Source organism: Paenibacillus shunpengii (genome assembly GCF_042684905.1).
GTDB classification, from domain to species: Bacteria; Bacillota; Bacilli; order Paenibacillales; family Paenibacillaceae; genus Paenibacillus; species Paenibacillus shunpengii.
The window spans coordinates 23,805-48,366 of the sequence record NZ_JBHUMJ010000006.1 but is presented as its reverse complement, the minus strand read 5'-3'; the positions used below and the strand labels follow the sequence as shown (position 1 = coordinate 48,366).

Annotated in this window: 23 protein-coding genes, 1 rRNA gene and 1 other RNA gene; 1 reads left to right on the top strand and 24 read right to left on the bottom strand. The window is 46.0% G+C overall.

What is annotated here, in order from left to right:
• The 14 genes from ACFSVM_RS19335 to rpoE form a co-directional block, all read right to left on the bottom strand.
• Positions 1-73: ribosomal RNA gene (locus ACFSVM_RS19335) — 16S ribosomal RNA — on the bottom strand; the annotation flags it as partial.
• 337 nt (positions 74-410) lie between these two features.
• Positions 411-677, bottom strand: coding sequence for a pro-sigmaK processing inhibitor BofA family protein (locus ACFSVM_RS19330; RefSeq protein WP_090728083.1), 267 nt, complete (start codon positions 675-677; stop codon positions 411-413).
• On the bottom strand, positions 677-943 hold the full coding sequence (locus tag ACFSVM_RS19325) for a DUF2508 family protein (RefSeq protein WP_083656275.1): 267 nt from the start codon (positions 941-943) through the stop codon (positions 677-679). The genes ACFSVM_RS19330 and ACFSVM_RS19325 overlap by 1 nt, the downstream gene beginning before the upstream one ends.
• Positions 944-1,278: 335 nt before the next feature.
• Positions 1,279-1,878 carry a recombination mediator RecR gene (gene recR / locus ACFSVM_RS19320; protein ID WP_076315721.1) on the bottom strand — a complete coding sequence of 200 codons (600 nt, stop codon included), beginning with the start codon at positions 1,876-1,878 and terminating at the stop codon, positions 1,279-1,281.
• Positions 1,879-1,902: 24 nt separating this feature from the next.
• On the bottom strand, positions 1,903-2,214 hold the full coding sequence (locus ACFSVM_RS19315) for a YbaB/EbfC family nucleoid-associated protein (RefSeq protein ID WP_047914323.1): 312 nt from the start codon (positions 2,212-2,214) through the stop codon (positions 1,903-1,905).
• A gap of 45 nt (positions 2,215-2,259) precedes the next feature.
• Complete coding sequence (gene dnaX / locus ACFSVM_RS19310) at positions 2,260-4,005, bottom strand: DNA polymerase III subunit gamma/tau (RefSeq protein ID WP_090728082.1); 1,746 nt, start codon at positions 4,003-4,005, stop codon at positions 2,260-2,262.
• 311 nt (positions 4,006-4,316) lie between these two features.
• An RNA gene (gene ffs, locus ACFSVM_RS19305) (signal recognition particle sRNA large type) lies at positions 4,317-4,583 on the bottom strand.
• A gap of 192 nt (positions 4,584-4,775) precedes the next feature.
• Positions 4,776-4,973, bottom strand: a complete 198-nt coding sequence (rpmE, locus tag ACFSVM_RS19300) for a 50S ribosomal protein L31 (RefSeq protein ID WP_076315723.1) — start codon at positions 4,971-4,973, stop codon at positions 4,776-4,778.
• 194 nt (positions 4,974-5,167) lie between these two features.
• Positions 5,168-6,517: a transcription termination factor Rho gene (rho, locus tag ACFSVM_RS19295; RefSeq protein ID WP_379263964.1), complete on the bottom strand. Its 1,350-nt coding sequence runs from the start codon at positions 6,515-6,517 to the stop codon at positions 5,168-5,170.
• 302 nt (positions 6,518-6,819) lie between these two features.
• Entirely contained in the window at positions 6,820-8,073 is a 1,254-nt protein-coding gene (locus ACFSVM_RS19290; protein ID WP_379263962.1) for a UDP-N-acetylglucosamine 1-carboxyvinyltransferase, read from the bottom strand.
• A gap of 193 nt (positions 8,074-8,266) precedes the next feature.
• Positions 8,267-9,121: a class II fructose-1,6-bisphosphate aldolase gene (gene fba / locus ACFSVM_RS19285; protein ID WP_076315726.1), complete on the bottom strand. Its 855-nt coding sequence runs from the start codon at positions 9,119-9,121 to the stop codon at positions 8,267-8,269.
• Between the two features lie 232 nt (positions 9,122-9,353).
• Positions 9,354-9,734 (bottom strand): response regulator, encoded by a 381-nt coding sequence (locus tag ACFSVM_RS19280; RefSeq protein WP_076315727.1) that lies wholly within the window; start codon positions 9,732-9,734, stop codon positions 9,354-9,356.
• 207 nt (positions 9,735-9,941) lie between these two features.
• Complete coding sequence (locus ACFSVM_RS19275; RefSeq protein WP_076315728.1) at positions 9,942-11,552, bottom strand: CTP synthase; 1,611 nt, start codon at positions 11,550-11,552, stop codon at positions 9,942-9,944.
• Between the two features lie 333 nt (positions 11,553-11,885).
• Positions 11,886-12,428 (bottom strand): DNA-directed RNA polymerase subunit delta, encoded by a 543-nt coding sequence (rpoE, locus tag ACFSVM_RS19270; protein ID WP_076315729.1) that lies wholly within the window; start codon positions 12,426-12,428, stop codon positions 11,886-11,888.
• A 547-nt stretch (positions 12,429-12,975) separates the two neighbouring features.
• On the opposite strand from rpoE, the gene ACFSVM_RS19265 reads away from it, so the two are divergent.
• Positions 12,976-14,142, top strand: a complete 1,167-nt coding sequence (locus ACFSVM_RS19265; protein ID WP_379263959.1) for a S8 family peptidase — start codon at positions 12,976-12,978, stop codon at positions 14,140-14,142.
• Between the two features lie 146 nt (positions 14,143-14,288).
• Here ACFSVM_RS19265 and argS read toward each other — a convergent pair whose 3' ends face one another.
• The 10 genes from argS to ACFSVM_RS19215 form a co-directional block, all read right to left on the bottom strand.
• Entirely contained in the window at positions 14,289-15,968 is a 1,680-nt protein-coding gene (gene argS / locus ACFSVM_RS19260; protein ID WP_379263957.1) for an arginine--tRNA ligase, read from the bottom strand.
• A 3-nt stretch (positions 15,969-15,971) separates the two neighbouring features.
• The gene (locus ACFSVM_RS19255) at positions 15,972-16,391 is read right to left on the bottom strand and encodes a DUF1934 domain-containing protein (RefSeq protein WP_076315732.1); all 420 of its coding nucleotides are present in this window, start codon (positions 16,389-16,391) and stop codon (positions 15,972-15,974) included.
• A 232-nt stretch (positions 16,392-16,623) separates the two neighbouring features.
• Complete coding sequence (gene speB / locus ACFSVM_RS19250) at positions 16,624-17,493, bottom strand: agmatinase (RefSeq protein WP_076315733.1); 870 nt, start codon at positions 17,491-17,493, stop codon at positions 16,624-16,626.
• Between the two features lie 16 nt (positions 17,494-17,509).
• Complete coding sequence (speE, locus tag ACFSVM_RS19245; protein WP_076315734.1) at positions 17,510-18,337, bottom strand: polyamine aminopropyltransferase; 828 nt, start codon at positions 18,335-18,337, stop codon at positions 17,510-17,512.
• Positions 18,338-18,548: 211 nt separating this feature from the next.
• Entirely contained in the window at positions 18,549-18,977 is a 429-nt protein-coding gene (gene mnhG / locus ACFSVM_RS19240) for a monovalent cation/H(+) antiporter subunit G (RefSeq protein WP_076315735.1), read from the bottom strand.
• Positions 18,961-19,245 carry a Na(+)/H(+) antiporter subunit F1 gene (locus ACFSVM_RS19235; RefSeq protein WP_083656271.1) on the bottom strand — a complete coding sequence of 95 codons (285 nt, stop codon included), beginning with the start codon at positions 19,243-19,245 and terminating at the stop codon, positions 18,961-18,963. Before ACFSVM_RS19235 ends, mnhG begins: the two co-directional genes overlap by 17 nt.
• Complete coding sequence (locus tag ACFSVM_RS19230; RefSeq protein WP_076315736.1) at positions 19,245-19,721, bottom strand: Na+/H+ antiporter subunit E; 477 nt, start codon at positions 19,719-19,721, stop codon at positions 19,245-19,247. Before ACFSVM_RS19230 ends, ACFSVM_RS19235 begins: the two co-directional genes overlap by 1 nt.
• Positions 19,722-19,725: 4 nt before the next feature.
• On the bottom strand, positions 19,726-21,210 hold the full coding sequence (locus tag ACFSVM_RS19225; protein ID WP_076315737.1) for a Na+/H+ antiporter subunit D: 1,485 nt from the start codon (positions 21,208-21,210) through the stop codon (positions 19,726-19,728).
• Positions 21,203-21,541, bottom strand: a complete 339-nt coding sequence (locus ACFSVM_RS19220; protein WP_047914341.1) for a Na(+)/H(+) antiporter subunit C — start codon at positions 21,539-21,541, stop codon at positions 21,203-21,205. Before ACFSVM_RS19220 ends, ACFSVM_RS19225 begins: the two co-directional genes overlap by 8 nt.
• 2 nt (positions 21,542-21,543) lie before the next feature.
• Positions 21,544-24,459 carry a Na+/H+ antiporter subunit A gene (locus ACFSVM_RS19215; RefSeq protein ID WP_076315738.1) on the bottom strand — a complete coding sequence of 972 codons (2,916 nt, stop codon included), beginning with the start codon at positions 24,457-24,459 and terminating at the stop codon, positions 21,544-21,546.
• Between the last annotated feature and the right edge of the window lie 103 nt (positions 24,460-24,562).

Below are 24,562 nucleotides of genomic sequence, written 5' to 3'. Positions count from 1 at the left end.
TACTCCGCTCGACTTGCATGTATTAGGCACGCCGCCAGCGTTCGTCCTGAGCCAGGATCAAACTCTCCGAAAAAGAGAGCGATTAAGCTCATTTAGAAAAACTGACGAGAACGTAATGTTCTCTTTATTTTGCTCAACCATTCATACGGTCTTGCGACACGTACCGAATGATCTCGCTAAACATTTTCTTCGAAAATGCTGCTCACTCGTTGTTCAGTTTTCAAAGATCAAATTTCTTTTTTGTTTAATCGCTTTGTTTCAGCGACCTTTATAATATATCATGTTCAGCACCTTGTCGTCAAGAGTTTTTTTAAATTATTTTTTTCGTGTGTTATGCACACGAATTAATTTAGTTAGCTCTTAAAAGGGCCGAGATATAATGTACCACATATCTTCAATTTAAGTCAACACTAAAATAAAGTTATTTTTAGTCCATACAGCAATGCCACTCCCGGCAGTCCAAGCACCGTAACCGTACCTATTGTAGCAGGGTTTATCGGAATACTCACCTCACCAACTAATCCAGAGTAGTTAACTACATATATACCTAGAGCTGCAAGCACTAAATGAACCCCAAAGGTACTGATCCATTTAAAACCGATTCTTCTTCTAAATAGAATGACGAGAATTAGCAGCAAGGATACGGTAAGCACTCCCCATAGAATGATACTCTTCATTATACCCCTCCTACTTCTTTGGTAAGACTTATTGCATTCATCTCTTTCACAGCATAATGACTTTTTCCATTCAAACCGGCCTGCTTCGCTCTTTTTAAGTGCATCTGGTATTTTCTCTCCGCAGCCTCAAGTGTAAAAATCGCATAATCGATCTGATCCTGCCCTACCGCCTCTTCAAACATATGATGCGCCTGCATCCATTCTTCATGTGCAGTCCGTATATCATCCAAAATTTCCGTGCCTGCCCGCTTCTCTTGCAATACCATTTTGCTATCCTTTGCACCGAATGCTTTGATCCAACCCGTCACCATTATGTATCCCCTCCCGAAAATTAGCTCTTAACCTCTTTTGAATCCAGAAAGAACCATTTGAAACAGCTCAGTTTATTTAATAGGTAACTCAAAGGCTTGCAAAAAAAGCACAAGCACAGCTGAGCCGTCAGTGCAGTAAATCTTCTGCCTTCTGACTCTGCGCGGTCCATATTAAACTCACTGCGTTATTTCATACATATCGCGAGAGGGACAAACTTAGAACATACAAAAAAAGAAGCCCTGAGAGACTCAGAGCTTCTTACATTTGTACAGTTCGCTTATAAAATGATCTAGTGCAATTGCCGGCGGCCTTCCAGCGCCTTAGATAACGTTACTTCATCCGCATATTCGAGATCCCCGCCTACAGGCAGACCATGGGCAATCCGGCTCACAACCATCTCAAATGGTTTAACCAGTCTCGAGATATACATTGCCGTTGCTTCTCCTTCAATATTCGGATTCGTCGCCAGTATAAGCTCCTTCACCCGCTCATCACTCAAGCGAGTAAGCAGCTCCTTCAGCCGAATATCATCCGGTCCAATTCCTTCCATAGGAGAAATCGCACCTTGGAGAACATGATAATAGCCGTTGAATTCTTTGGTTCGCTCCATAGCCACGAGGTCCTTAGGATCCTGTACAACACAGATCACGGATGCATCCCTCGTCTTATCCTGACAAATGCGGCACGGATCTGTATCTGTAATGTTACAGCACACCGAACAATAGTGAAGATTTCGTTTCACACTTACCAGCGCTTTGGCAAAATCAATCACATCATCTTCTTTCATGTTCAGTACATGGAAGGCAAGGCGAGCGGCCGTTTTGGGACCGATGCCGGGCAGACGTGTGAAAGCATCTATAAGCTTCGCAATCGGTTCCGGATAATACAAGTTAAGAATTCTCCTTCTATTGGCTTAGAACAAGCCAGGGATTTTCATGCCATTCGTAAATTTACCCATGTCCTGGTTCGCCAGTTCATCAGCTTTGCTCATCGCATCGTTCACTGCAGTCATAACAAGATCTTGCAGCATTTCAACATCTTCAGGATCTACCGCTTCAGGCTTAATTGTAATGGAAATCAGTTTCTTGTGACCATTCACTTCAGCCGTTACAACACCGCCGCCAGAAGAACCTTCTACAGTCTTCGTGCCAAGCTCCTCTTGTGCCTTGAGCATTTGCTCCTGCATTTTTTTGACCTGCTTCATCATTTGATTCATATTGTTCATCTGTGTCATCTCCTTAAATTAATATAATGTTAATGTTAAACACGCTTATTCCTTAATGATAACCAAATTCTCGCCAAAAAGCTCGATTGCCTCATCAATCCAAGGCTCCTTCTGATTCCCATCCTGCTCAGGCTCCAGCTTGAACTCCTCTTCCTTCTTCGTCTCCTGCGTACCTTCTATTGCAGTTAACCAATCCCGCTGAAGCATCGTCACCAGTCTTACCGGTCTGCCGAGCTGCTGCTCTAGCACACCCTCAATCACTTCTCTGTTTGCCGGTTTCTCTGTCGTTTCACGGTGAATACTGTTCTTAAAGGCGACAAGCACAGCATCCTCTAAGGCAGATACAGGTTCTCCATCAACAAACCAGGCATGTACCGTCACTTTCTCTTCCTTGACTCGTTGAAGGATCTGTCCCCATTTGCTCGCAATATCGGTAAATTCCTTGCTACCCCTCCGATTAACGTATTGCTCCATGTTAGGAGGGAGCTTGGCAGGTCCAGATATTCTTGGCGCAGCTGTACGCTGATTAGACCTTGCAGAACCACTACCTGAGCCCTGACCTGCACTCGCAGCCCCAACACCGCCGTTCTTCATTGCCTTTTCCAGCTTTTTCTCAAGATCAGCAATTTGACGTTTCATCGCTGCGATCTCAGAGGAGTCAACACTGGACCCTTGGCCCTCGGAAGCTATTGCGGCAGCACCGCCCTGAGGTAGACTGCACAATTTGAGCAATGCGACTTCGAATAAGGTTTGGGGCTGAGCCGCATATTTCATTTCACTTTGATATCGATTGAGCGTATCAATTACGTAAAACAACTGCTCTTTGGAGAAGGCGTCTGCAATTGGCTTAAATGACGCAGGATCAAGGACCCGATCCGTCATCCGATCTGCATTCGGCACCATCTTGATCAGAAGCAGATCACGGAAGTAGTACAGCAGATTCTCCATACTCTTATCCGCACTCTTGCCTTCCTGCATGAATTCTTCAACCGTCTGCAGGACCTCGCCCACTTCTCCTTTAAGGAGGAATCCAGCCAGCTTGCCAAACTTCTCTGACGGAAGCCCGCCTGTCATATCCAATGTCTGCTGATAGGAGACATGTCCTCCTGTAAAGGAAGAGACTTGATCAAGAATGCTCAGCGCATCCCTCATCCCTCCATCAGACAAACGCGCAATATATTGAAGAGCTTCGTCTTCTGCTGTAATACCTTCTTCTTTACAAATCGCTGCAAGCCGTCCTGTCTGCTCTTCCAGGGATACCCTGCGAAAATCAAACCGCTGGCAACGAGAAATAATCGTAGCAGGAAGCCGATGCGGCTCTGTTGTTGCGAGTATAAACATTACGTGCGGCGGCGGTTCTTCCAGTGTCTTCAGCAAGGCGTTAAACGCTTCTGTCGTCAGCATGTGTACTTCATCAATGATGTACACTTTATGACGGACTTCGGTAGGGGCATACTTCACTTTTTCGCGTAAATCCCGAATCTCTTCTACCCCGCGATTGGATGCAGCATCAATCTCCTGGACATCCATAACCGAACCAGACGTAATACGCCGGCATGCTTCACACTCGTTGCAAGGCTCTACCTGAGGACCCCGTTCACAGTTGACAGCCTTCGCAAGTATCTTGGCAGCGCTTGTCTTCCCTGTTCCACGCGGACCACTAAACAGATACGCATGCGAAATCCGCTCTTCACGTATGGCATTCTGCAAAGTCTGAATGATATGCTGTTGCCCAACCATGTCTTGAAACGACTGAGGCCGCCAAGCACGGTACAACGCAATATGTTCCACTGTGCTTTACCCTCTTTCCACATGTCTCATGACCTTTGTTTGTGGCTTCATTATACTATATTCCCTCTTGAATCAAAACTTTAAAAGTACATGAGCCGTATTTTCATCCCTATTTATGATTGAGTTCCATTTTGTGAGGTCAAAAGAAATATCCTGTTGAATTGTTCTGTTTTGACCGAGATATAACCAAAGGATCGTTACTTCTGAATTTGATCCTAAAAAAATCTTAAAAACCTCTCGTAAATACAAAAAAATCTTTGCATTTCTAATGCAAAGATATCTGTATGTCATCTATTTATTTAGAGTAAGAACCGTGCACCTGTTATTGATAATTGCGATCCAAGCGGCACCCCTGCATAACAACTCGGGTTAGGCCACCCTCCGGCACAAGAGTGGTCTTGCTTATGGCTGCTTCCTTCCGGACCTGACCAGATTCACAAGTACTCATTGCGGAGGACCCAACCGTCAACATTGCATGCAGGGACCAGCCTCACATCGACAAAACCTCTAACAGGAATTCAACCTCGCTATAGCGGATTGCGAGTTACAGGGCACCGCTACCTCCCCATCTAGCACGGTGAAAATAAGTATATCGCATGCAGTATTAAAATGCAACCGGACTGCAATACTTTCCAGCTGCACCTGTTTAACTAGCTATTCGGATCCACATTTAATTCAAGAACGTCCTGCAAAAAAATAAAACCCTCTGCCACTCAGGCAGAAGGTCAAAAACAAATGAAGCTGACGAAAGCTCGTCAGCTTCATATAAATTACATTCCGTATTTTTTCTTAAATCTATCAACACGGCCACCAGCATCCAGGAATTTCTGTTTACCAGTGAAGAACGGGTGACATGCAGAGCATACCTCTACACGCAGAGATTCTTTAACAGAACCCGTTTCGAACGTGTTACCACATGCACAAGTCGCTGTAGTTACGTGATATTTTGGTTGAATCGCTTCATTCATGACTTTCACCTCTTCTTGCCCTGAGCCGGCTAATGGACCCAGAGTTATTAAGAACACAAAGTTGATTATAACACGCTCTTCTACTCTGCGCAATGCCTATGCAAATAAATGGTAGCCGCAGAAATGAGGAGACTTGTGTTGTTTATAACCTGCTTTTTATACAGATTAGCATTCCAATTCACAATAAGCTGTGATTAGGTTGTCGTAGCGGACGCCGCTGAAGTTCTGTTCGTACGTCTTGCAGGCGCAGAGCTTGAGCCTGATCCAGAAGTACTGCCAGATTGTGTCTGACCCGTATTGGCTGCCACATCCAGTGATGCGAGGAACTCCGCATTCGTCTTGGTATTGCGCAGCTTCTTAAGGAAGCCTTCCACAAAGTCATGACTTTCATTCATATTCTTACGCACAGCCCATATCGCATCCAGTTCATCCTTCGTAAGCAGCACTTCCTCACGACGTGTACCGGAACGGCGAATATCGATGGCTGGGAAGATCCGGCGTTCAGCAAGCTTACGATCAAGATGCAATTCCATATTGCCTGTGCCCTTGAACTCCTCGTATATGATGTCATCCATCCGCGAGCCGGTATCAATAAGTGCTGTAGCTAGAATCGTTAAGCTGCCTCCCTCTTCCACATTCCGGGCCGAGCCAAAGAAACGCTTCGGACGATGAAATGCAGCCGGGTCAATACCACCGCTGAGTGTCCGGCCAGATGGCGGAATTACCAGGTTATATGCACGCGCAAGACGCGTAATGCTGTCCAGCAAAATAACAACATCCTTCTTCGCCTCGACTAGACGAAGCGCACGCTCAAGAACAAGCTCAGCTACTTTAATATGATTTTCCGGAAGCTCATCAAATGTTGAGGCAACAACTTCCCCTTTTACAGAACGCTGCATATCCGTCACTTCCTCAGGACGTTCGTCAATCAGCAGTACAAACAATTCAATCTCCGGATTGTTGGTTGAAATGCTATTTGCTATCTCTTTCAGAAGGAGTGTCTTACCCGCCTTGGGAGGTGCAACAATGAGTCCGCGCTGTCCCAATCCTACGGGAGCAAGCACATCCATAATACGGGTTGATAAATGCGCTGGGGATGTTTCAAGTACTAGCTTTTTCTGTGGGTATAGGGGAGTTAAGGCTGGAAAATGGAGTCTTTCAGCTGCAAGCTCAGGGCTTTGACCATTAACGGCATTGACCTGAAGCAGTCCGAAATATCTTTCATTCTCTTTAGGGGTACGGCACTTGCCGGATACGAGATCCCCAGTCCTTAAATCAAACTTACGAATTTGTGAGGAAGATATATAAATATCTTCTTTACTCGGCAAATAGTTAATGGGGCGGAGAAAGCCATAACCCTCTGGGAGGATTTCGAGTACACCTTCCATGAACATAAGGCCGCTTTGTTCTGCCTGTGCTCGAAGAATGGCAAAGATTAGTTCCCTCTTCTTCAGCTGGCCGTAATAAGGGATCTGGTACTTCTTCGCCAACTTGTATAAGTCAGTCAGCTTCATTTCTTCCAGATCAGATATTTGTAGATCCATGCAATAACCACCTATTCAATTAATAAGTCCGTAAAAATGGGAAGACTGACGGTCCAGTCGTATGTGTGCAAACTAAGTAATGATTATCTTCAATAACACTGCTTAGCATCCATTGTACGGAATTTACCTGTCTGAATGCAAATCGCAGTATATTGGCAGTATGATTGCCGTTGTTATGCAAGAAATCAGTATTAGAATAGGTTTACCCATTTTTCGAAGAGATATTCATATAAATTATAGATCGGATCAAAAGAACTATTCTTTAATATGTTTATCTCTTCGAATATAAAAGTATTATTTCTCTACAGTGTCTGACGCCAAACATCGGCACCCAGCTCGCGCAGATTGGTGACTAAGTTGTCGTATCCACGATCAATAAACTCTACACCACCAACCTCAGTGACCCCTTCTTCCACCGTTAATCCAGCGATGACAAGAGCTGCACCTGCTCGCAGGTCGGCCGCCTTTACCTTGGCCGCATTGAGGGAATGGCCCTCGATAATTGCAGATCTTCCTTCTACCCGAATCTTAGCACCCATCCGGATGAGTTCAGGCACATGCTTAAAGCGGTTGCTATACACAAAATCGCTTAGTACACTAACTCCTTGTGCCTGGGTCAGCAAGCTGGTCATTGGAGACTGCAGGTCGGTGGCAAAGCCCGGATATACCAATGCTTTGACATCGACATGTTCATAGCTTGGTTTGCCGATCACTCGAATGCTCTCATCAAGCTCCTCAATGCCAACACCCATTTCAATCAGCTTAGCTGTCAATGCCTCTAAATGCTTGGGAATGACATTATCAATGAGTACATTACCGCGAGTTGCAGCAGCTGCAATCATATATGTACCTGCTTGAATGCGATCAGGAATAATGGAATGTCGGCAGCCATGAAGCTCCGATTTGCCCTCGATACGAATCGTTTCGGTGCCTGCACCTTTTATCGATGCTCCCATGGAATTCAAAAGTGTTGCTACATCTATAATCTCAGGCTCTTTGGCCGCATTTTCAATAATCGTAGAGCCCTTGGCTCTTGTCGCCGCCAGCATAATGTTTATGGTTGCTCCTACACTGACAACATCCAGATAAATTTTGGCACCCTTGAGCTCTTTGGCATGAAGATGGATGGCACCATGCTCATTTGTCACCGTTGCTCCAAGAGCTTCAAAACCCTTGATGTGCTGATCAATAGGCCGAGGTTCAAAGTTGCAGCCCCCTGGCAGTCCAATGGTCGCTTCTTTGAAGCGCCCTAGCAAAGCACCCATCATATAATAAGATGCGCGAAGGTTCTTCACTGGTCCGTTAGGCATAGGCAATGAAATAATATGAGAAGGATCAATCCTCATCGAATTTCCATCCCAAGATACCGTAGCTCCAAGTTCCTCTAGAATTTCGGAATAAACAGCAACATCGCTGAGTAAAGGTAGATTATCAAGAATAACTTCCGACTCGGCAAGAATTGCCGCCGGAATGAGCGCTATGGCACTGTTCTTAGCTCCGCTAATGGTAACCGTGCCTTGGAGTGGCCTTCCACCACTGATCATTAATTTTTCCATAAGGTAAGAGGTCCTCCTAGAAATCACTTCTAGCCGAATTGAATAATTCTTATGGCAATGCATCACTACGGATTTACGGATTATATTATAACGATACTTTCAACTTTAAAATACTTATTATGAAATGGAAAAACACCGACTAAGCGGTGTGATTCCCATTTCATCTATTAAATTGAATCGGTTGTCAAAAAACTTACGCTTGGTTGCTGGAACCAAACTCACGGATTTTGCCGATAACTGTTGCTTTGATCGCGTCACGACCTGGAACGATATATTTACGTGGATCGTATTCATTTGGTTTAGCTGCAAGCACTTCACGAACAGTCTTCGTGAAGGAGATTTGGTTCTCTGTATTCACGTTGATCTTGGAAGTACCCAGGGAGATTGCTTTCTTGATGTCATGAGTCGGGATACCTGTACCACCATGAAGAACAAGTGGAAGTGTAGTTGCGTTACGGATCTCTTCCATTTCTGCAAAACCAAGGTTAGGCTCGCCTTTGTAAGGACCATGAACGGAACCAAGAGCTGGAGCAAGTGTATCGATACCTGTTTCGTTAACGATACGAACACAATCGTCAAGCTTAGCATACATTACTTCACCGACAACATCATCCTCTTGTCCGCCCACGATACCAACTTCAGCTTCAACGGAAACGCCTTTGGAATGTGCGTACTCAACCACTTTTTTAGTGATTTCGATGTTCTCGTCGATTGCATGGTGGGAACCGTCGATCATAACGGAAGTGAAGCCTGCATCAATTGCTTCTTTACATTTATCAAAGCTGGAACCATGATCAAGATGGATGGCTACAGGCACGGTAATTTTCATATCGTGGATGAGGCCCTCAGTCATTTTCACTACAGTGTAGAAGCCGCCCATGTGACGAGCTGCGCCTTCGGATACTCCAAGAATGACTGGAGATTTCTCTTCTTCTGCTGCAGCAAGAATAGCTTGAGTCCACTCAAGGTTGTTGATGTTAAATTGACCAACTGCATACTGACCTTTAAGCGCTTTGTTTAACATGTCTGTCATTGATACTAATGGCATGGTTTAAATCCTCCTAGTGTCTTTGTTTGTCTATGGTTATTAGCCGACATCACATACAGCCATTATTATACCACATCCGATGTTAAATACTAAACAAGGGTTTGAAAAATAAATAAGCTGCGGAAACGTCCTGCCATCTCGAATTCTAGCAGAAGACAAGGCACTGGCAAAGTGATGTCATTTACAAAAGGCTACAAAAAATCCTGCCCGTTAAGACAGGACCCTATACATCCTATATTTCGTTCTTTACCCCGCCAAGCTGCATATTAACCGCGATCCGCATCTCATCAATGTCAAATGGTTTGGTGAAGTGCATTAGCGCTCCCAGCTCGGTAGCTTCTTTTATCATGTCAAGCTCGCCATATGCGGTCATCATAATGACCTTGATTTCAGAGTTCATCTCTTTGATATGCTTCAGTATTTCCAGACCATCCATTCCTGGAATCTTCATATCCAGCAATACAAGATCCGGGGAATGCTTCTGAACAATCTCCAGTGCTATTTTGCCGTTAGCCGCCTGGTATGTTGTATACCCTTCACTGCTGAACACTTCCATAAGCAAAATACGAATTCCATTCTGATCATCAACTATAAGTACTTTTTTGTTATTCAAAGTCTTACCTCCCGCAAATCAATCTACGCAAGCCGCACATGATTTTACCTAATCCAGCGATTTTTAGGTTGTTAGATATAAGATTCTACTTCGCTCAGTTAAATCCTGCTTACTCAAACCATATTACATATAAATGGAATACCATCCAATTTTCATATGATAAAAAAGATCCCGAGAACGGGATCTTAAGGTTATATAAATTTGAAGTTACATATTCTCTGAATGAGTAAGGGACGCCTTCACAAATTCACGGAACAATGGCTGTGGACGGTTCGGACGTGAAATGAATTCCGGATGGAATTGAACGGACAGGAACCAAGGATGTCCTGGAAGCTCAACAATTTCCACCAAACGTCCATCTGGAGAAGTACCCGAGATAAGCAGGCCCGCCTTCTCAATCACTTCACGGTACTCGTTATTAAATTCATACCGGTGGCGATGTCTCTCGTAGACCAGCTCATCCTGATAGCAAGCTGCTGCAAGGGAGCCTTCCTGCAATTTACAAGGATACAACCCAAGACGCATCGTACCGCCAAGATCCTCGATATCCTTTTGCTCTGGAAGCAGATCAATGACTGGATATTCGGTAGAAGGGTTAATCTCCGAGCTGTTAGCACCTGTGAGACCAACGATAGAACGAGCATACTCAATGACAGATACCTGCATGCCCAAGCAAATGCCGAAGAACGGAATGTTGTTCTCACGCGCATAGCGAATAGCCGATACTTTACCTTCAATACCGCGATCGCCAAAACCGCCAGGTACCAGAATTCCGCCGATTCCGTGCAGCAGCTCATCTACGTTCTCATCCGTGATCTCTTCAGCATTTACCCAGCGGAGCTTCACTTCTGCATTGGCAGCAAAGCCTGCATGAGACAGCGATTCAACCACACTAAGGTAAGCATCATGAAGCGCAACATATTTACCAACAATGGCGATTTCCACTGTTCTCTCCAGCTTGCTGATCCGATCAACAAGACCTTCCCACTCGGTCATGTCCGGCGCAGGTGTTGTCAGCTTCAAATGATTCACTACAATCTCATCCAAGCCTTCATCACGAAGGTTGAGTGGTACCTCATAAAGTGTGCTTGCATCACGGCATTCTACCACAGCATGCGGGTCAATATCACAGAACAGGGCCAGCTTAGCCTTCATATCAGCAGAGAGCTCTTGCTCTGTACGGCACACGATCACATTCGGCTGGATACCGATTCCGCGCAGTTCCTTAACGCTGTGCTGCGTCGGCTTCGTCTTCACTTCACCCGCTGCTTTGATGTAAGGAATCAACGTAACATGAATGTACATTACATTATCCCGGCCTACATCGCTCTTGATCTGACGAATCGCTTCAAGATATGGCAAGCTCTCGATATCACCTACCGTGCCACCAATCTCCGTAATAACAACATCAGACCCGGTTTCACGACCGGCGCGGAATACGCGTTCTTTAATCTCGTTCGTAATATGAGGAATAACCTGAACCGTACCGCCCAAATATTCTCCGCGGCGCTCTTTGCTAATAACCGTAGAGTACACTTTGCCTGTAGTCACATTGCTGTTCTTGGAAAGGTTAATATCAATAAAACGCTCATAATGCCCAAGGTCAAGGTCTGTTTCCGCTCCGTCATCTGTTACAAACACTTCACCATGCTGGTAAGGACTCATCGTTCCTGGATCCACATTAATGTATGGATCGAATTTCTGAATCGTCACCTTAAGCCCTCTGTTCTTCAGCAGTCTTCCCAGAGATGCAGCTGTAATCCCTTTGCCTAGGGAAGACACAACCCCGCCCGTCACGAAAATATACTTTGTTGTCACTTTATAATACCCTCCTACATAAAAGTCCGTAAAATTCAGGCGACATTATGATGTTATCCTAACCCATTTTTCAGGTTATCATCGTCTAAAAAGGGAATAAGCAAAATTTGCTTGTCAAAAAAAACATCCCGCCTCACAGATCAAGGCGGTACATGTTATTTCTATCTATAGTTCCCTATAAAAAAGAAAAAAGCACACCCGAAAAAACGGGGCACTTTTTTATATAAAACACGTGTAATATTCATCGCTCAATCATAAGCCCAAGCAATAGTTTACCTGCTTCAATGAGCTTTTGTCAAGGATGTTCATCGACTTTATACAACCAGTTTTGGACTAGATTTCCTCGTCCTCATCTTCGTCGTCTGACAGCTCATCGTCATCGTCTTCTACGTCTTCTTCATCATCCAGCTCTTCATCACCGATAATCTCATCATCGACATCATCCTCGTCTTCTTCCGAGTCATCATCGAAGAGATCATCATCCTCGTCCTCATCACCAGAATGATCGAAATCTTCATCCTCGTGTTCTTCATCAATGTACTCTTCATCCTCATCATCGTCATCGTTGATGATTCTTGGACGCTTCGTGCCAGTGACAGAATCTTCGGCTTTATCGATCGGATACCAGCGCTTGAGTCCCCACAGATTGGTTCCCACATAGGCAAACCGGCCGTCGATATTAATTTCAGTATATAGCTGTGCAATGACATCGTTGATCTCTTCGTCGCTAAGGCCACGCAGCTTCGCTACTTCATTCATCAGGTCACGATAGTAATAAGGCGTGTTGGCAGCTTTAAGCACCATAAAAGCCAAATCGACCATCGGCATTTCACGGATCCTTTCTGGATCCAATTTTAAATTGAGTGAGGTACTCACTAACGGACACTTCCTCTCACACATTAATTCGCATAACGGTTTATAGAATGACCTAAACACTCCGCTTTAGCTCAATCTATATAACGCTTTAACTATAACTAACATATCCATTAACAAACCTAAGTAAAACCTATTTAGCCTCAAAATGCAAGTTTTATGTGCATAAGTAACGAGATAAATCGAGCAGAAAAATTCCAATCTCTATCTATATAACCCAAGATGATGTTCTCTTCAATATGTATTCCCTCAGTATTCCCTCTTCGGCTATAACTCTTCCGTAGCGCTTTCACTTACATTCAGCTGAAAAAATTTAAAAAAGACGGGGGTCCCTCCCCCGCCTTCTGACTGTATCCGCCCTGAAGGATTGCTCCTTCGACGGGTCCCCGCAAGAGCCATGGAGCTCTCTATGTATATTATGAATTTCTACCCCATTTGACACGATTTATCGGGCCTATTTGCAATAAAAAAGGGCTGGTTTCTCATGCCGTATCACCTGCACGTACATACAATACCTCAAGCATGGCATCCAGAGGGGGACTGCCCAAAAATGGATTACTCCGTATTCTTATCCCTGCTGAATGATGAGATGAATCAAGCTTCCCAGACATCCAGCGGACACCAGATCATTCGTTTCGCAAAACCGCAGCAGTATTATGAGTGTTTGCTTGCACTTGCCAAGCTCAAGCCAACCTTAAAAAATCTCCGGCATGTCAGAGCATCCCGCCTGATCAGGGCACTGATCGTTCCTCTAACTCCATCTGCCAGACTTCACAGTTTGAGTAATCCATCCTTAACCATTGAGAACGACAGTAAAATAAAGGTTCACTCCACGATAAAAAACATCAAAACGCCCCCTTCAGGAGGCGGTCACGGCATCCCATGGGGGGTGAGAAAGATTCGTGCTCATAAGGCTTGGTCCAATTCTACAGGACATCGAATCAAAATTGCTGTCATTGACACAGGCGCCGATTATCAGCACCCCGACCTCCGTCATTCCCTCGCCAGAGGCGTTAATCTTCTCAACCGAAACATGCTTCCCTTCGATGATAATGGTCATGGCACCCATATTGCAGGCACCATTGCCGCGGCAAACAGCACAGAAGGCATTATTGGCGTTGCCCCTAGATCCATCATATACCCTGTAAAAGCATTCGATCATCAAGGATCAGCCTATGTCTCAGATATCATCCTTGGCATTGATTGGTGTGTCCGGAACCGGGTAGATATCATCAACATGAGCTTCGGCATGCGCACCAAGAGTAAGGCTCTTCTTGATGTCGTCAATAAAGCAAGCAGGGAAGGCATCGTCATCGTCGCCTCTTCAGGAAATGACGGCAAGCGGCGCAGCATTGATTATCCGGCCAGATACGCACAGACCATCTCTGTGGGTGCAACCGATGAGAACAGACGCATCGCTGAGTTCAGCAATCGCGGCCCTTATGTAGATGTGTATGCTCCAGGCAAAAATATATACTCCTGCTGGACTCATGGAAAATATCATGAGATGAGCGGTACCTCTATGGCTACCTCTCATGTCAGTGGTGCGATTGCATTATTGCTGTCAGAACGCCCTGGTTTATCCCCTGAGGAGATCAAGACGCTAATCAAGAAAAGCGCAACCCCCCTTCGTTCCGGAAAGTCAGCCCGTTCCAGCGATCAAGGCGGGGAGCTTCATGCACTGCGATTGCTTCAGGAGGGAACCAAGTCTAGTTAGGCATGCGGTGGTCTCTCTAGTATCGAAAGATCTAGACCTTATTTGTATTTGGGATCTTATCTGAGTAAAGAAGCCTCCCGAGATTATCTTGGGAGGCTTCTGCATTATTTAAGGACAGCCGATTATTCGGCAGCTGCTATGACAAATTACATTTTTTCGGGTGCACTCACGCCGACAAGTCTGAGGCTGGTAGCAATGACTGTGCGAACCGCACCAAGAAGAGCCAGTCTCGCTTGAGTCTGCTCCGCATCATCGGTAATGACACGCTCAGCCTTATAGTAGCTGTGGAACAATGCCGACAGCTCATACACATAACGGATAATACGGTGCGGTGCGTATCCATTCGCTGCGGCTGCAACCTCTTCAGGGAACTCGCCCAGCTTGCGCAGAATATCATATTCATGCTCTGCTGTCAGCTTGGACAGGTTCACATCACGTACAGGATAGATGACGATCCCTTGCTCTTCTGCCTGACGGTATACACTGCATACCCGGGCATGTGCATACTGTACGTAGAACACCGGGTTCTCGTTGCTTGTAGAGATGGCAAGATCCATATCAAAATCAAGATGAGAATCCATGCTGCGCATCGTGAAGAAGTATCGAATCGCGTCTACGCCAACTTCGTCCATCAGATCTTCCATCGTAATGGCTTTGCCCGTACGCTTGGACATCTTCACCTTCTCGCCGTTCTGGAACAAGCTTACCATTTGGGCAATGAGTACAACCAGTTTGTCAGGATCGTTGCCGAGCGCTTCCATAGCAGCCTTCATTCTTGGAATGTAGCCATGGTGGTCTGCACCCCAAATATTGATCATCGTATCGTAGCCGCGGGCATACTTGTCGCGATGGTATGCAATATCCGGTGTCAGATAGGTGTATGTGCCGTCATTTTTAATGAGAACACGGTCCTTATCGTCACCATATTTCGAAGTATGCAGCCAGGTCGCCCCGTCCTTCTCGAAGATCTCGTTTCTTTCCCGCAGCTCGTCAAGCGCGTTCAGAACCGCTCCGTTATCATAAAGTGAGGTTTCACTGAACCAATTATCGAATTCAACACGGAAGCGTCCAAGGTCACGTTTGATCTTATCAAGCTCTTTCTCAAGACCGTAATTTCTAAAGAAGGCTGCACGGTCACCCGGATTGAGCTCAAGCAGGGAGTTCCCCTTCTCAGCAACCAGTTCTCTGGCAAAGCCGCGAATATCCTCGCCATGATAGCCATCCTCCGGCATGTCTACTTCCTGTCCCAGCTCCTGAAGATAACGTGCCTCAATGGATTTACTCAGGTTAAACACTTGATTGCCGGCATCATTAATATAGTACTCACGCGTTACTTCATACCCTGCAAAATCAAGCACGTTGCATAATGCATCGCCAACAGCTGCTCCCCGGGCATGTCCAAGATGAAGGCTTCCGGTCGGGTTCGCACTGACAAACTCCATCTGGATTTTGCGTCCCTCACCCATATTCACACGTCCGTAGTCCTCACCCTGCTCGTGAATGAGTTCAATTACGGGGTACAGATAGCTCTTACTCAGACGGAAATTAATAAAACCTGGGCCTGCGATCTCAGCGGACTCAATTCCAGCCTTCGATAAATCGAGATGTTCAATCATTTGTTCAGCGATCATGCGCGGATTCTTCTTAGCAATCCGAGTCAGCTGCATTGCAGCATTCGTCGCGAGATCCCCGTGACTCTTATCCTTCGGTACTTCCAGCACGATTGCCGGTATCTCTTCCTCAGCCACAATACCTGCTGATATTACAGCTTCTTTAATTGCTGCAGTCACTTGCTCATTAATAAGCTCTAATGGATTGCGTGTCATGAATTAATGTTCCTCCTGTATTTCCATACTGATATCAAAACGTCCTGATTTCTCTTCAAACATATATAGATCATAGCGAAAAGCAAGCTTGGCCGACATTCCTGCGGTGCTAATCTCAAGCTTCTTCGTGTCCGTAGACAAAGCAAACGAAGTGTAGGGTGATTTATAGAATCCGGGCAGCCGTTGGCCCAGCTCAAAATTCTGCTCTGATTCCACTCCGCCATGGCGGATCAGCTTCAAGCTGTGCTCTGTGACCTTAATGGTATTTCGAATCCTGCTCCCCCCGGGAACCTGCTCTTCTTCTTCATATCGTACATAGAGGGCGCTGCCTTTCCTGATCGCCTCTCCGGTAAATGTCTGTATAACCTTCTCGCCGTCAGCCATACTGTAAATATGAACCTTGACGGGATTCCATCCTGACATGATTCTATCGTCCCCTATCTACCTTAACAAAGCGTTCCTTTCGCTTCTTTCCTTAGTTCATTCTATAGATTTTGGTTCTATTGTTCAAATCAAAATCCTGCCTGTCTATCTAAATGATGCCGTAAAACGGCAGCTCGCATACAAAAGCACCCCAACAGCCCTGATCATATCTTCTTCAATCAGGGGATGAAAGGGTGCTTCACAAACCATAAGCTTGTAATATTGTACAAATCTACTTGACGAAGCCAAGCAGCATTTCACGGATCAGCTTGGATGCAACGATTGGCGTCTGCTGGGTTGGGTCATAGATCGGCGCCACTTCAACGACGTCAAATCCCACGACATTCACACTCGATCTTGCAATCGCATGAACAGCCTCAAGCAATTCCTTCGACGTAATTCCGCCGGCTTCTGCAGTTCCTGTGCCTGGAGCTGCGGAAGGGTCAAGCACGTCGATATCAATCGTCACGTAAACCGGACGGCTGCCCATGGACGGCAATGCTTCCTTCATGGGAGCTGCCACTTCAAATGGATAGAAGTTAATGTTCTCGCGTGCATAGGCAAACTCTTCTCTCGAACCGGAACGGATACCGAATTGATAAATGTTCTTGCCTCCCATCAATTCTGCCGCTTTGCGGATTGGAGTCGAATGGGACAGAGGCTCACCCTCATACTGCTCACGAAGATCGGCATGAGCATCAATATGAATAATCGCAAGATCAGGATATTTCTTGTACATTGCTTCAAGTACTGGCCAAGTGACCAGATGCTCTCCGCCAAGACCAACTGGAATCTTACCGTCAGCCAAGAGACCTTCCACATACTCCCGGATGATATCCAGGCTGCGGCCTGCATTACCGAATGGCAGCAGCAAATCGCCTGCATCGAAATACTTCAGATCCACGATGCTTCTATCCAGGTAAGGACTGTACTCTTCAAGTCCTACAGAAGCCTGGCGAATATGTGCCGGACCGAAACGCGAGCCCGGTCGGAAGCTGACGGTGTAATCCATCGGCATGCCGTAGATCACGGCTTTGGAATTCTCATAATCCTCGGAACTGCAAATAAACACATTTCCAGAGTATGCTTGATCAATTTTCATATTAAGCTAATTCTCCTTATTTAATCAGATCTTCCACGAATCTTGGCAGCACAAACGCTGCTTTGTGAAGACGCGGAGTATAATATTTAGTATCGATTTCTGGGATCGCTGTCTCATCAACTTCGAGCGGATCATACTTCTTGCTTCCCATGGTAAACGTCCACAGACCGCTTGGGTAGGTTGGAATATTCGCTCCATACACACGAACGATCGGGAACACTTCCTTCACGTCTTTGTTCACACTCTGAATCAGATCTGCCTTAAACCAAGGGTTGTCCGTTTGAGCAACAAAAATGCCGTCTTCTCTTAATGCTTCGTAAATTCCTTGGTAGAAGCCGCGTGTGAACAGATTGGCTGCAGGGCCTACCGGCTCAGTGGAATCTACCATGATGACATCATAAGCAGCCTTGTGATCATGAATGTGCATAAAGCCGTCACCTACGAGCACTTCGACCCGAGCATCCTCCAGCTTGCCTGCTATGCTTGGCAAATATTTTTTGGAATACTCGATTACCTTGCCGTCGATATCAACCAGAACCGCCTTTTTCACTTGAGGGTGCTTGAGCACTTCACGGATGACTCCGCCGTCACCGCCGCCAACCACAAGTACATGCTCAGGGTTAGGATGCGTATATAGTACCGGATGCGCAACCATCTCATGGTATACGAATTCGTCTTTTTCTGTCGTCATTACCATACCATCAAGGAGCAGCATATTGCCGAACTCCTCGGTTTTGACCATAGCCAGATCTTGAAATTCCGTCTGTTCATTCACATAAGTTTCGTGAATCTTCATTGTAATGCCGAAATTCTCGGTTTGTTTCTCCGTAAACCACAATTCCATCGTTATTACCTTCTCTCGATTAGAATAAGTGTTCCGCCGGCAGCTTTCACCTGGATTTCTATCTAAACAGCATATACAAGCGAAGAGGAGCTTCAGATTTTCCGTCTATATTGCACTAAACCCATGGCACAAATTGACGCACTTTTGCATTATACGTTAAATCTGAAATCGCTGTAAAGATACTGTTCTATTGCGTTATTTTCAGGATAGCTCACTCATGCTTGGTATGATTTCTATTCGGCTCCGGCTCAAGTGAATCTACAGAAATTTCCTCGTTCTCGGGGATATGTCGTTTCTTCCCTTTAAGAGCCTTTGCCAGTTCATCAAGCGAGCTCCCCTTCCATAATGGAACATCGGTACGATAAGCAGCACGACCATTCAAATGCCCTGCAACAGGAGCGGTCAAAAAAACAAACAGAATGCCAAGAAGCAGCCTTGCACTCACATAGCCGTCATACACGATAAAAAACAAGAAACTGCCGGACAGGATACATAGAATGCCAAGCGTATTACTCTTTGTTGCTGCGTGCGCTCGGAGGTATACATCCGGAAGCCGGATGAGTCCGTAGGCACTCAGCACACTCAGAATCGCACCAAACAAGACAAGGAGCCCAACGATTACACTAAAGATCATCGTCATTTTCGAGTACGAGCCCCCTTTCAATAAATCTGGCAAAGGCAACTGTACTGATAAACGCCAAGATGCCAATTAAGAGGATGATATCCACATAAGCCTGAGTATGAAGCAGCATAGACAATACAGCTACACTTCCAATCAAGTGAATACCAATCGTATCGAGTGCCGTGATGCGGTCAGCCATGGAAGGCCCCTTCAGGACCCGATACAGACACCCGAGAATGGCGATACCCAGCAGCAACAGCGACATGCTAAGAACAATGGTCAGCATTATCTCGTCACCTCCATAATCGCTTTCTCAAATGTATTCTTGATACCCTCTGCAATCTTCCCTTCGTCCGGGATATGGAACGCGTGAATGTATATGGTTCTCTTGTTTCTGGAAATCTCAAGGGGCATCGTGCCTGGCGTCAGTGAGATGAACAGAAACAGCAGCATAATCTCGAATTCGGAACGAAGATCCGTCTCATATTTAAAAATTCCGGGCGAAATGTCGAGCTTCGGCTTTACAATATGGGAAATAACTTCAAACGAGGAACGAAAGAGCTCTACAATAAGCAGCTTGATCAGCTTTAAGGTGGCCCATAGCTTTTTTAAATAGAAGGGCTCAGGGAAGAACCTACGGAATGCAAAAATGATCAGCAAACCAAGGGTGTACCCTACAAAGAAGCTGGCTCCGCTCCATGAATGATTGAGCATCATCCATAGAAAAGTGATGAGTAGATTGAGAATAATCTGCCTGGACATTCAATCACCACCCCTTTAATACCTTATTGACATACAGGCTGGGATCAATCAGTACATGTGCCGCCGTCGAAAAGGAAGGATACAGCACCTCTGCAAACAGCCCCATACCGATCACAATAACAAACAGCCCCCCTGCCGGAATGAGCATCCGGTTAATGGAGTAATGAGCTTCATCCGAATGGATGGTCTGCCCCTTTCCCCAGAAAGCATAAATGAAGATTCGCAGAAGCGAGTACAGCATCAGGAAGCTGGCAATTACCGCAATTGTGGTCAGCCCGTACAGCCCCGCGGCAATGCCCCCTTCAAAAAGCATCAGCTTACCCGGGAATCCGCTTAGCGGAGGAACACCTGCCAGAGCAAGTGCAGCTACGAAGAACATCCAGCCGAGCAGCGGGTAGCTGCGGATGAGCCCGCCCATATTGTTAAGACTTGCGGTCCCGGCAGCGGCAATTAATGCTCCGCCTAGCAGGAACAAGAGTGTTTTGATAATCATGTCGTGCAATAGATAGAACATAAGCCCTTCAAGCGCGAGCTTGTTATCTGCTGCCATCCCAAAGGCCACAAAGCCTACCCCTGCCACAACGTTGTACACCAAAATCTTATTTACGTTCTTATAGGCAATAGCACCGATTACCCCTAGTATCATGGTAGCGCCTGCCATCCAGCCAATGATCTGACGAGTAAACTCTGGATCGTGATAGAACACAAGTGTGAACATCCGCACAATGGCGTATAAACCCACCTTCGTCAGAAGACCGGCAAACAGTGCGGTTACGATGGCCGGCGGAGCAGCATAAGAACCGGATAGCCAGAAGAACAAGAACAGCCCGGCTTTGATGCTGAAGATAAGCAGGAATAGGACCGAGATGACTCCCAGAATACCATCCTGCCCTACCTCAGCCACCCTCACCGATAAGTGAGCCAGATTGACGGTTCCTACAACGGAATACAGGTAACCTATGCCAACGACAAAGAAGGAGGAGGAAACCATATTGATCAGCACATATTTTAACGACTCCATCAGCTGTCTTTCCGTATTCCCCAGCACCAGCAGTGCATAAGAAGAAATCAGCATCAGCTCAAAGCAAACGAATAGATTGAACAGATCTCCGGTTAGGAAGGAGCCGTTGACGCCAGCCATCAGAAATTGAAAGAACACGTAAAAGTGGTATTTCTCTCTCTCTTCTGTGAGACTTCTAAATGCATAGAAGATACAAGCCACCGCAATAATGGAGGCTACGAGTACAAGCAGAGACGCAAGAGTATCCGCTACAAACACGATGCCATATGGTGCTGCCCATCCTCCCATATTGAGCAGCTGGAGGCCTGAAACGGATACTTGTGCGAACAACAGGATCGCTATGCCAAGAGCAATGACAGTACCAATTCCGCTGATCCAGCGCTGTATTCTGACCGACTTCATAAACAGAATAAGAAGAATCCCTGTGAGAACAGGGATGAAGATCGGCAGAACAACAAGGTTATTCATATTTCGGCCCCCTTACTTCCTCCATATCGTCGGTCTTCAGTTTGAGATACGAACGATAGGCAAGCACGAAGAAGAAGGACAGCAGTCCAAAGTTAATGACAATCGAAGTCAGGATCAGTGCTTGTGGAAGAGGGTCCACATATTGCTCGGCGTTCTCTCCCAGCAGCGGAGGTGCACCTGTCTTCAGACGAGCCATTGTCATAAGCAATAGATGCACTCCGTGTGACAAGATGGATATCCCCAGCACAAGCCGCAGCAAGCTTCGAGACAGTATCAGGTACACACCTACGGCAAATAGAATGCCCACGGTAACACTCATTATAATTTCCATCGTCATCGATCCTCCCCAATTTGCAAAATGATGGTCATCGTGACACCAACCACGGCCATGAACACGCCTGCTTCAAAGATGAGGGCGGTCGTCAGTTCAACCTCGCCCAGTATCGGAATATTGAAATAACCAAATGTCTGGCTCATAAACGGAACCCCAAACAGGAAAGATCCCGCAGCGGTTGCTAGTGATATAAGAAGGCCCCATGCAATGACATAACGGTAGTCGACCGGAAGTATTCTGCGCAGCGTATCTGTATTGAACGCGATCGCCATAAGTACGAGTGAGGCAGAGGTTACGAGACCGCTGATAAATCCGCCCCCCGGCTGATGATGTCCGGCGAAGAAGAGATACAGAGCAAAGATTAAGATAATAAACACAATGATCTTTGTACTCATCTGTAAGAAGACATCGTTACTTCGCAAAGGAACGGTGTTCCAATTATCCGGCTTGACCATTCGACTCTTATCCTTTGCTTGATCCTCCTCTTCCTTCTTCGGCAAAGCTTGATGCTTCGAGCCAAGATCTCTGCCCGTCAAATTGAGATTGATCATCGAATAGATCGCCAGGGCAGCAACACCAAGCACCATAATTTCAAGCAGCGTATCAAAACCACGGAAGTCAACCAGAAGCACGTTGACAATGTTCTTGCCCCCTGCCAGGTTATAGCTCTCCCTTGTAAAGAACTCGGAAACGGAAGCGAGCTGAGGTGTTCCGCTTGCTGCCAGAGCAATCAAGGTAACCATGACACCTACCCCGATAGCAATAACCAGGTTCAAAGCCTGATATTTCCTGCTTGATTTGGGCGTCAGCTCGGGAAGGTGATAGAAGCAGAGCAGGAAAAGTGCGACCGATACCGTTTCAACCACCATTTGAGTCAAGGCCAAATCTGGCGCTCTGAAGAGCACAAAGAACAAGGTAACAAGATAACCCACAGCCCCTGTTAGGATGACAGCAGACAATCTGTGTTTGGCTAATGGAATGCACAATGCCGTAATAATTAAGCCCGCGAGCAAAATATTTTCATAAGCCATGAACGATTCATAGCCGCTGAAATCCCACTGTATATCGCTGGCACGCCAGAATGCATAGAAGATCAGGATCAGCATAAAGCCGAAGATGTAAATTAAATAGTTGCGCAGCGATCCATTCATGTAGGTCTGAGTCCATCGCTTCGCAAACCGGTGCAGCCCTCTAAATGCCGTTGAATAAAAACGGTTGATGGTATATCTGGGGATGTAATCCTCATATTGAGTCTTCCATCTGGGCAGGAATTTGTAGATGACTCCACCGAGAACAACAACGCCTAAGGTCATCCACAGCTCGGGTGTGATTCCATGCCATAGATACAGATGCACATCGAAACGTTCTCCTTCAGCTAGAAGGGGAGACAGAACCGAGGCCATCGCCGGCTCAATCAGCCCGCCAGATAACAGATCCGGATATACTCCTGTGACCAGTACCATCAGCGCCAGAATAGATGGCGGAATTAACATTCCTATAGGTGCTTCATGAAGCTTATGTACAGGAATTTCAGTCTTGTTCGTTCCAAGAAATGTCCGAAATACGATAACCATGGAATAAATAAAAGTCATTACACTGGCAATCCAGGCCAAGATGGGAAATAGCATTCCCCAGGCTTCGAGATTGAATATGCCCAGTTCCGTAATTTCAAGCGTCGCCTTGAAGAACATCTCCTTACTAATGAATCCGTTGAATGGCGGCAGACCTGCCATGGAGAACGTGCCAATGAGAGCAATCGAGAAGGTTATCGGCATGACGGATATAAGTCCGCCAAGCTTTCTAATATCCCGTGTGCCTGTCTCGTGATCTACAATCCCTGCCATCATAAATAGTGAGCCCTTGAACAGCGCATGATTAAACAAATGTAATATGCCTGCCGTTGTTGCTGTTGTATATAATAAGGATTCCGACCCATATCCAAAATAAAGTGCAGCCGAGCCTAACCCAAACAGTGACATGATGAGCCCAAGCTGAGATATAGTTGAATACGCCAGAATGGCTTTGAGATCCGTCTTCTTAATGGCGATAAGTGAGCCATAAGCCATCGTTATGATCCCTACAAGCGAGACGAGCCAGAACCATACGGCCTCACCACCAAAGACCGGAGTATAGCGAGCTACAATATAAATCCCTGCTTTGACCATTGTGGCTGAGTGCAAATAGGCACTTACCGGTGTCGGAGCTTCCATCGCATCGGGAAGCCAAATATGAAACGGGAACTGTGCAGATTTGGTAAAGGCCCCGATCAGAATGAGAATAAGAGCAGGGATGAACAGCGAATGATCGTCTATATTAGAGATAGACTCGATCGTTTCTCTTATGCTGTATGAGCCGCTGATCAAATACAACATGATGAACCCTGTCAGCATCGCGAATCCACCAAAGACCGTGACAAGAAATGACTTTTGTGCACCGCGAATCGACTCTACCTTACTATGATGAAAAGCAATCAACAGGAAAGAAGCGATACTCGTCAGCTCCCAAAAGCCGTATAGCACCATCATGTTGTCTGAGAGTACAACGCCAAGCATCGCTCCCATAAACAGGAGCAGATACAAGTAGAACTGATGCAATGCCTGACCACGTTCCATATAGTAAACAGAGTATAGAACAACCAGAGTGCCTATCCCTGTAATCAGCAGCGAGATTAGTAGGCTTAATCCGTCTAAGTAAATTGTAAAATAAATGCCAAGCGATGGAATCCACGGAATGGATTCATAGAATACAGCGTAGTTCCTCACATCAGGAATGAGGCTCAGAAAATAGGCAAACAGAATCAGCGGTACGAACAAAACCGCCCATCCCAGGTGGAAACGGTGTGACAAACCTTTCATAAATGCAATCCCAATCCCTGCTGCTATGGGAAGAAGAATAGAAATATGAAGCAGATACACAAGTACACCCCCTAGTAGCACGAATTAGAGTTTATGTTAACCTTTACCCGTATCTGCTATGCACAGAATCTTTGATTGCGATGAATAATGAATAGGACCTAGT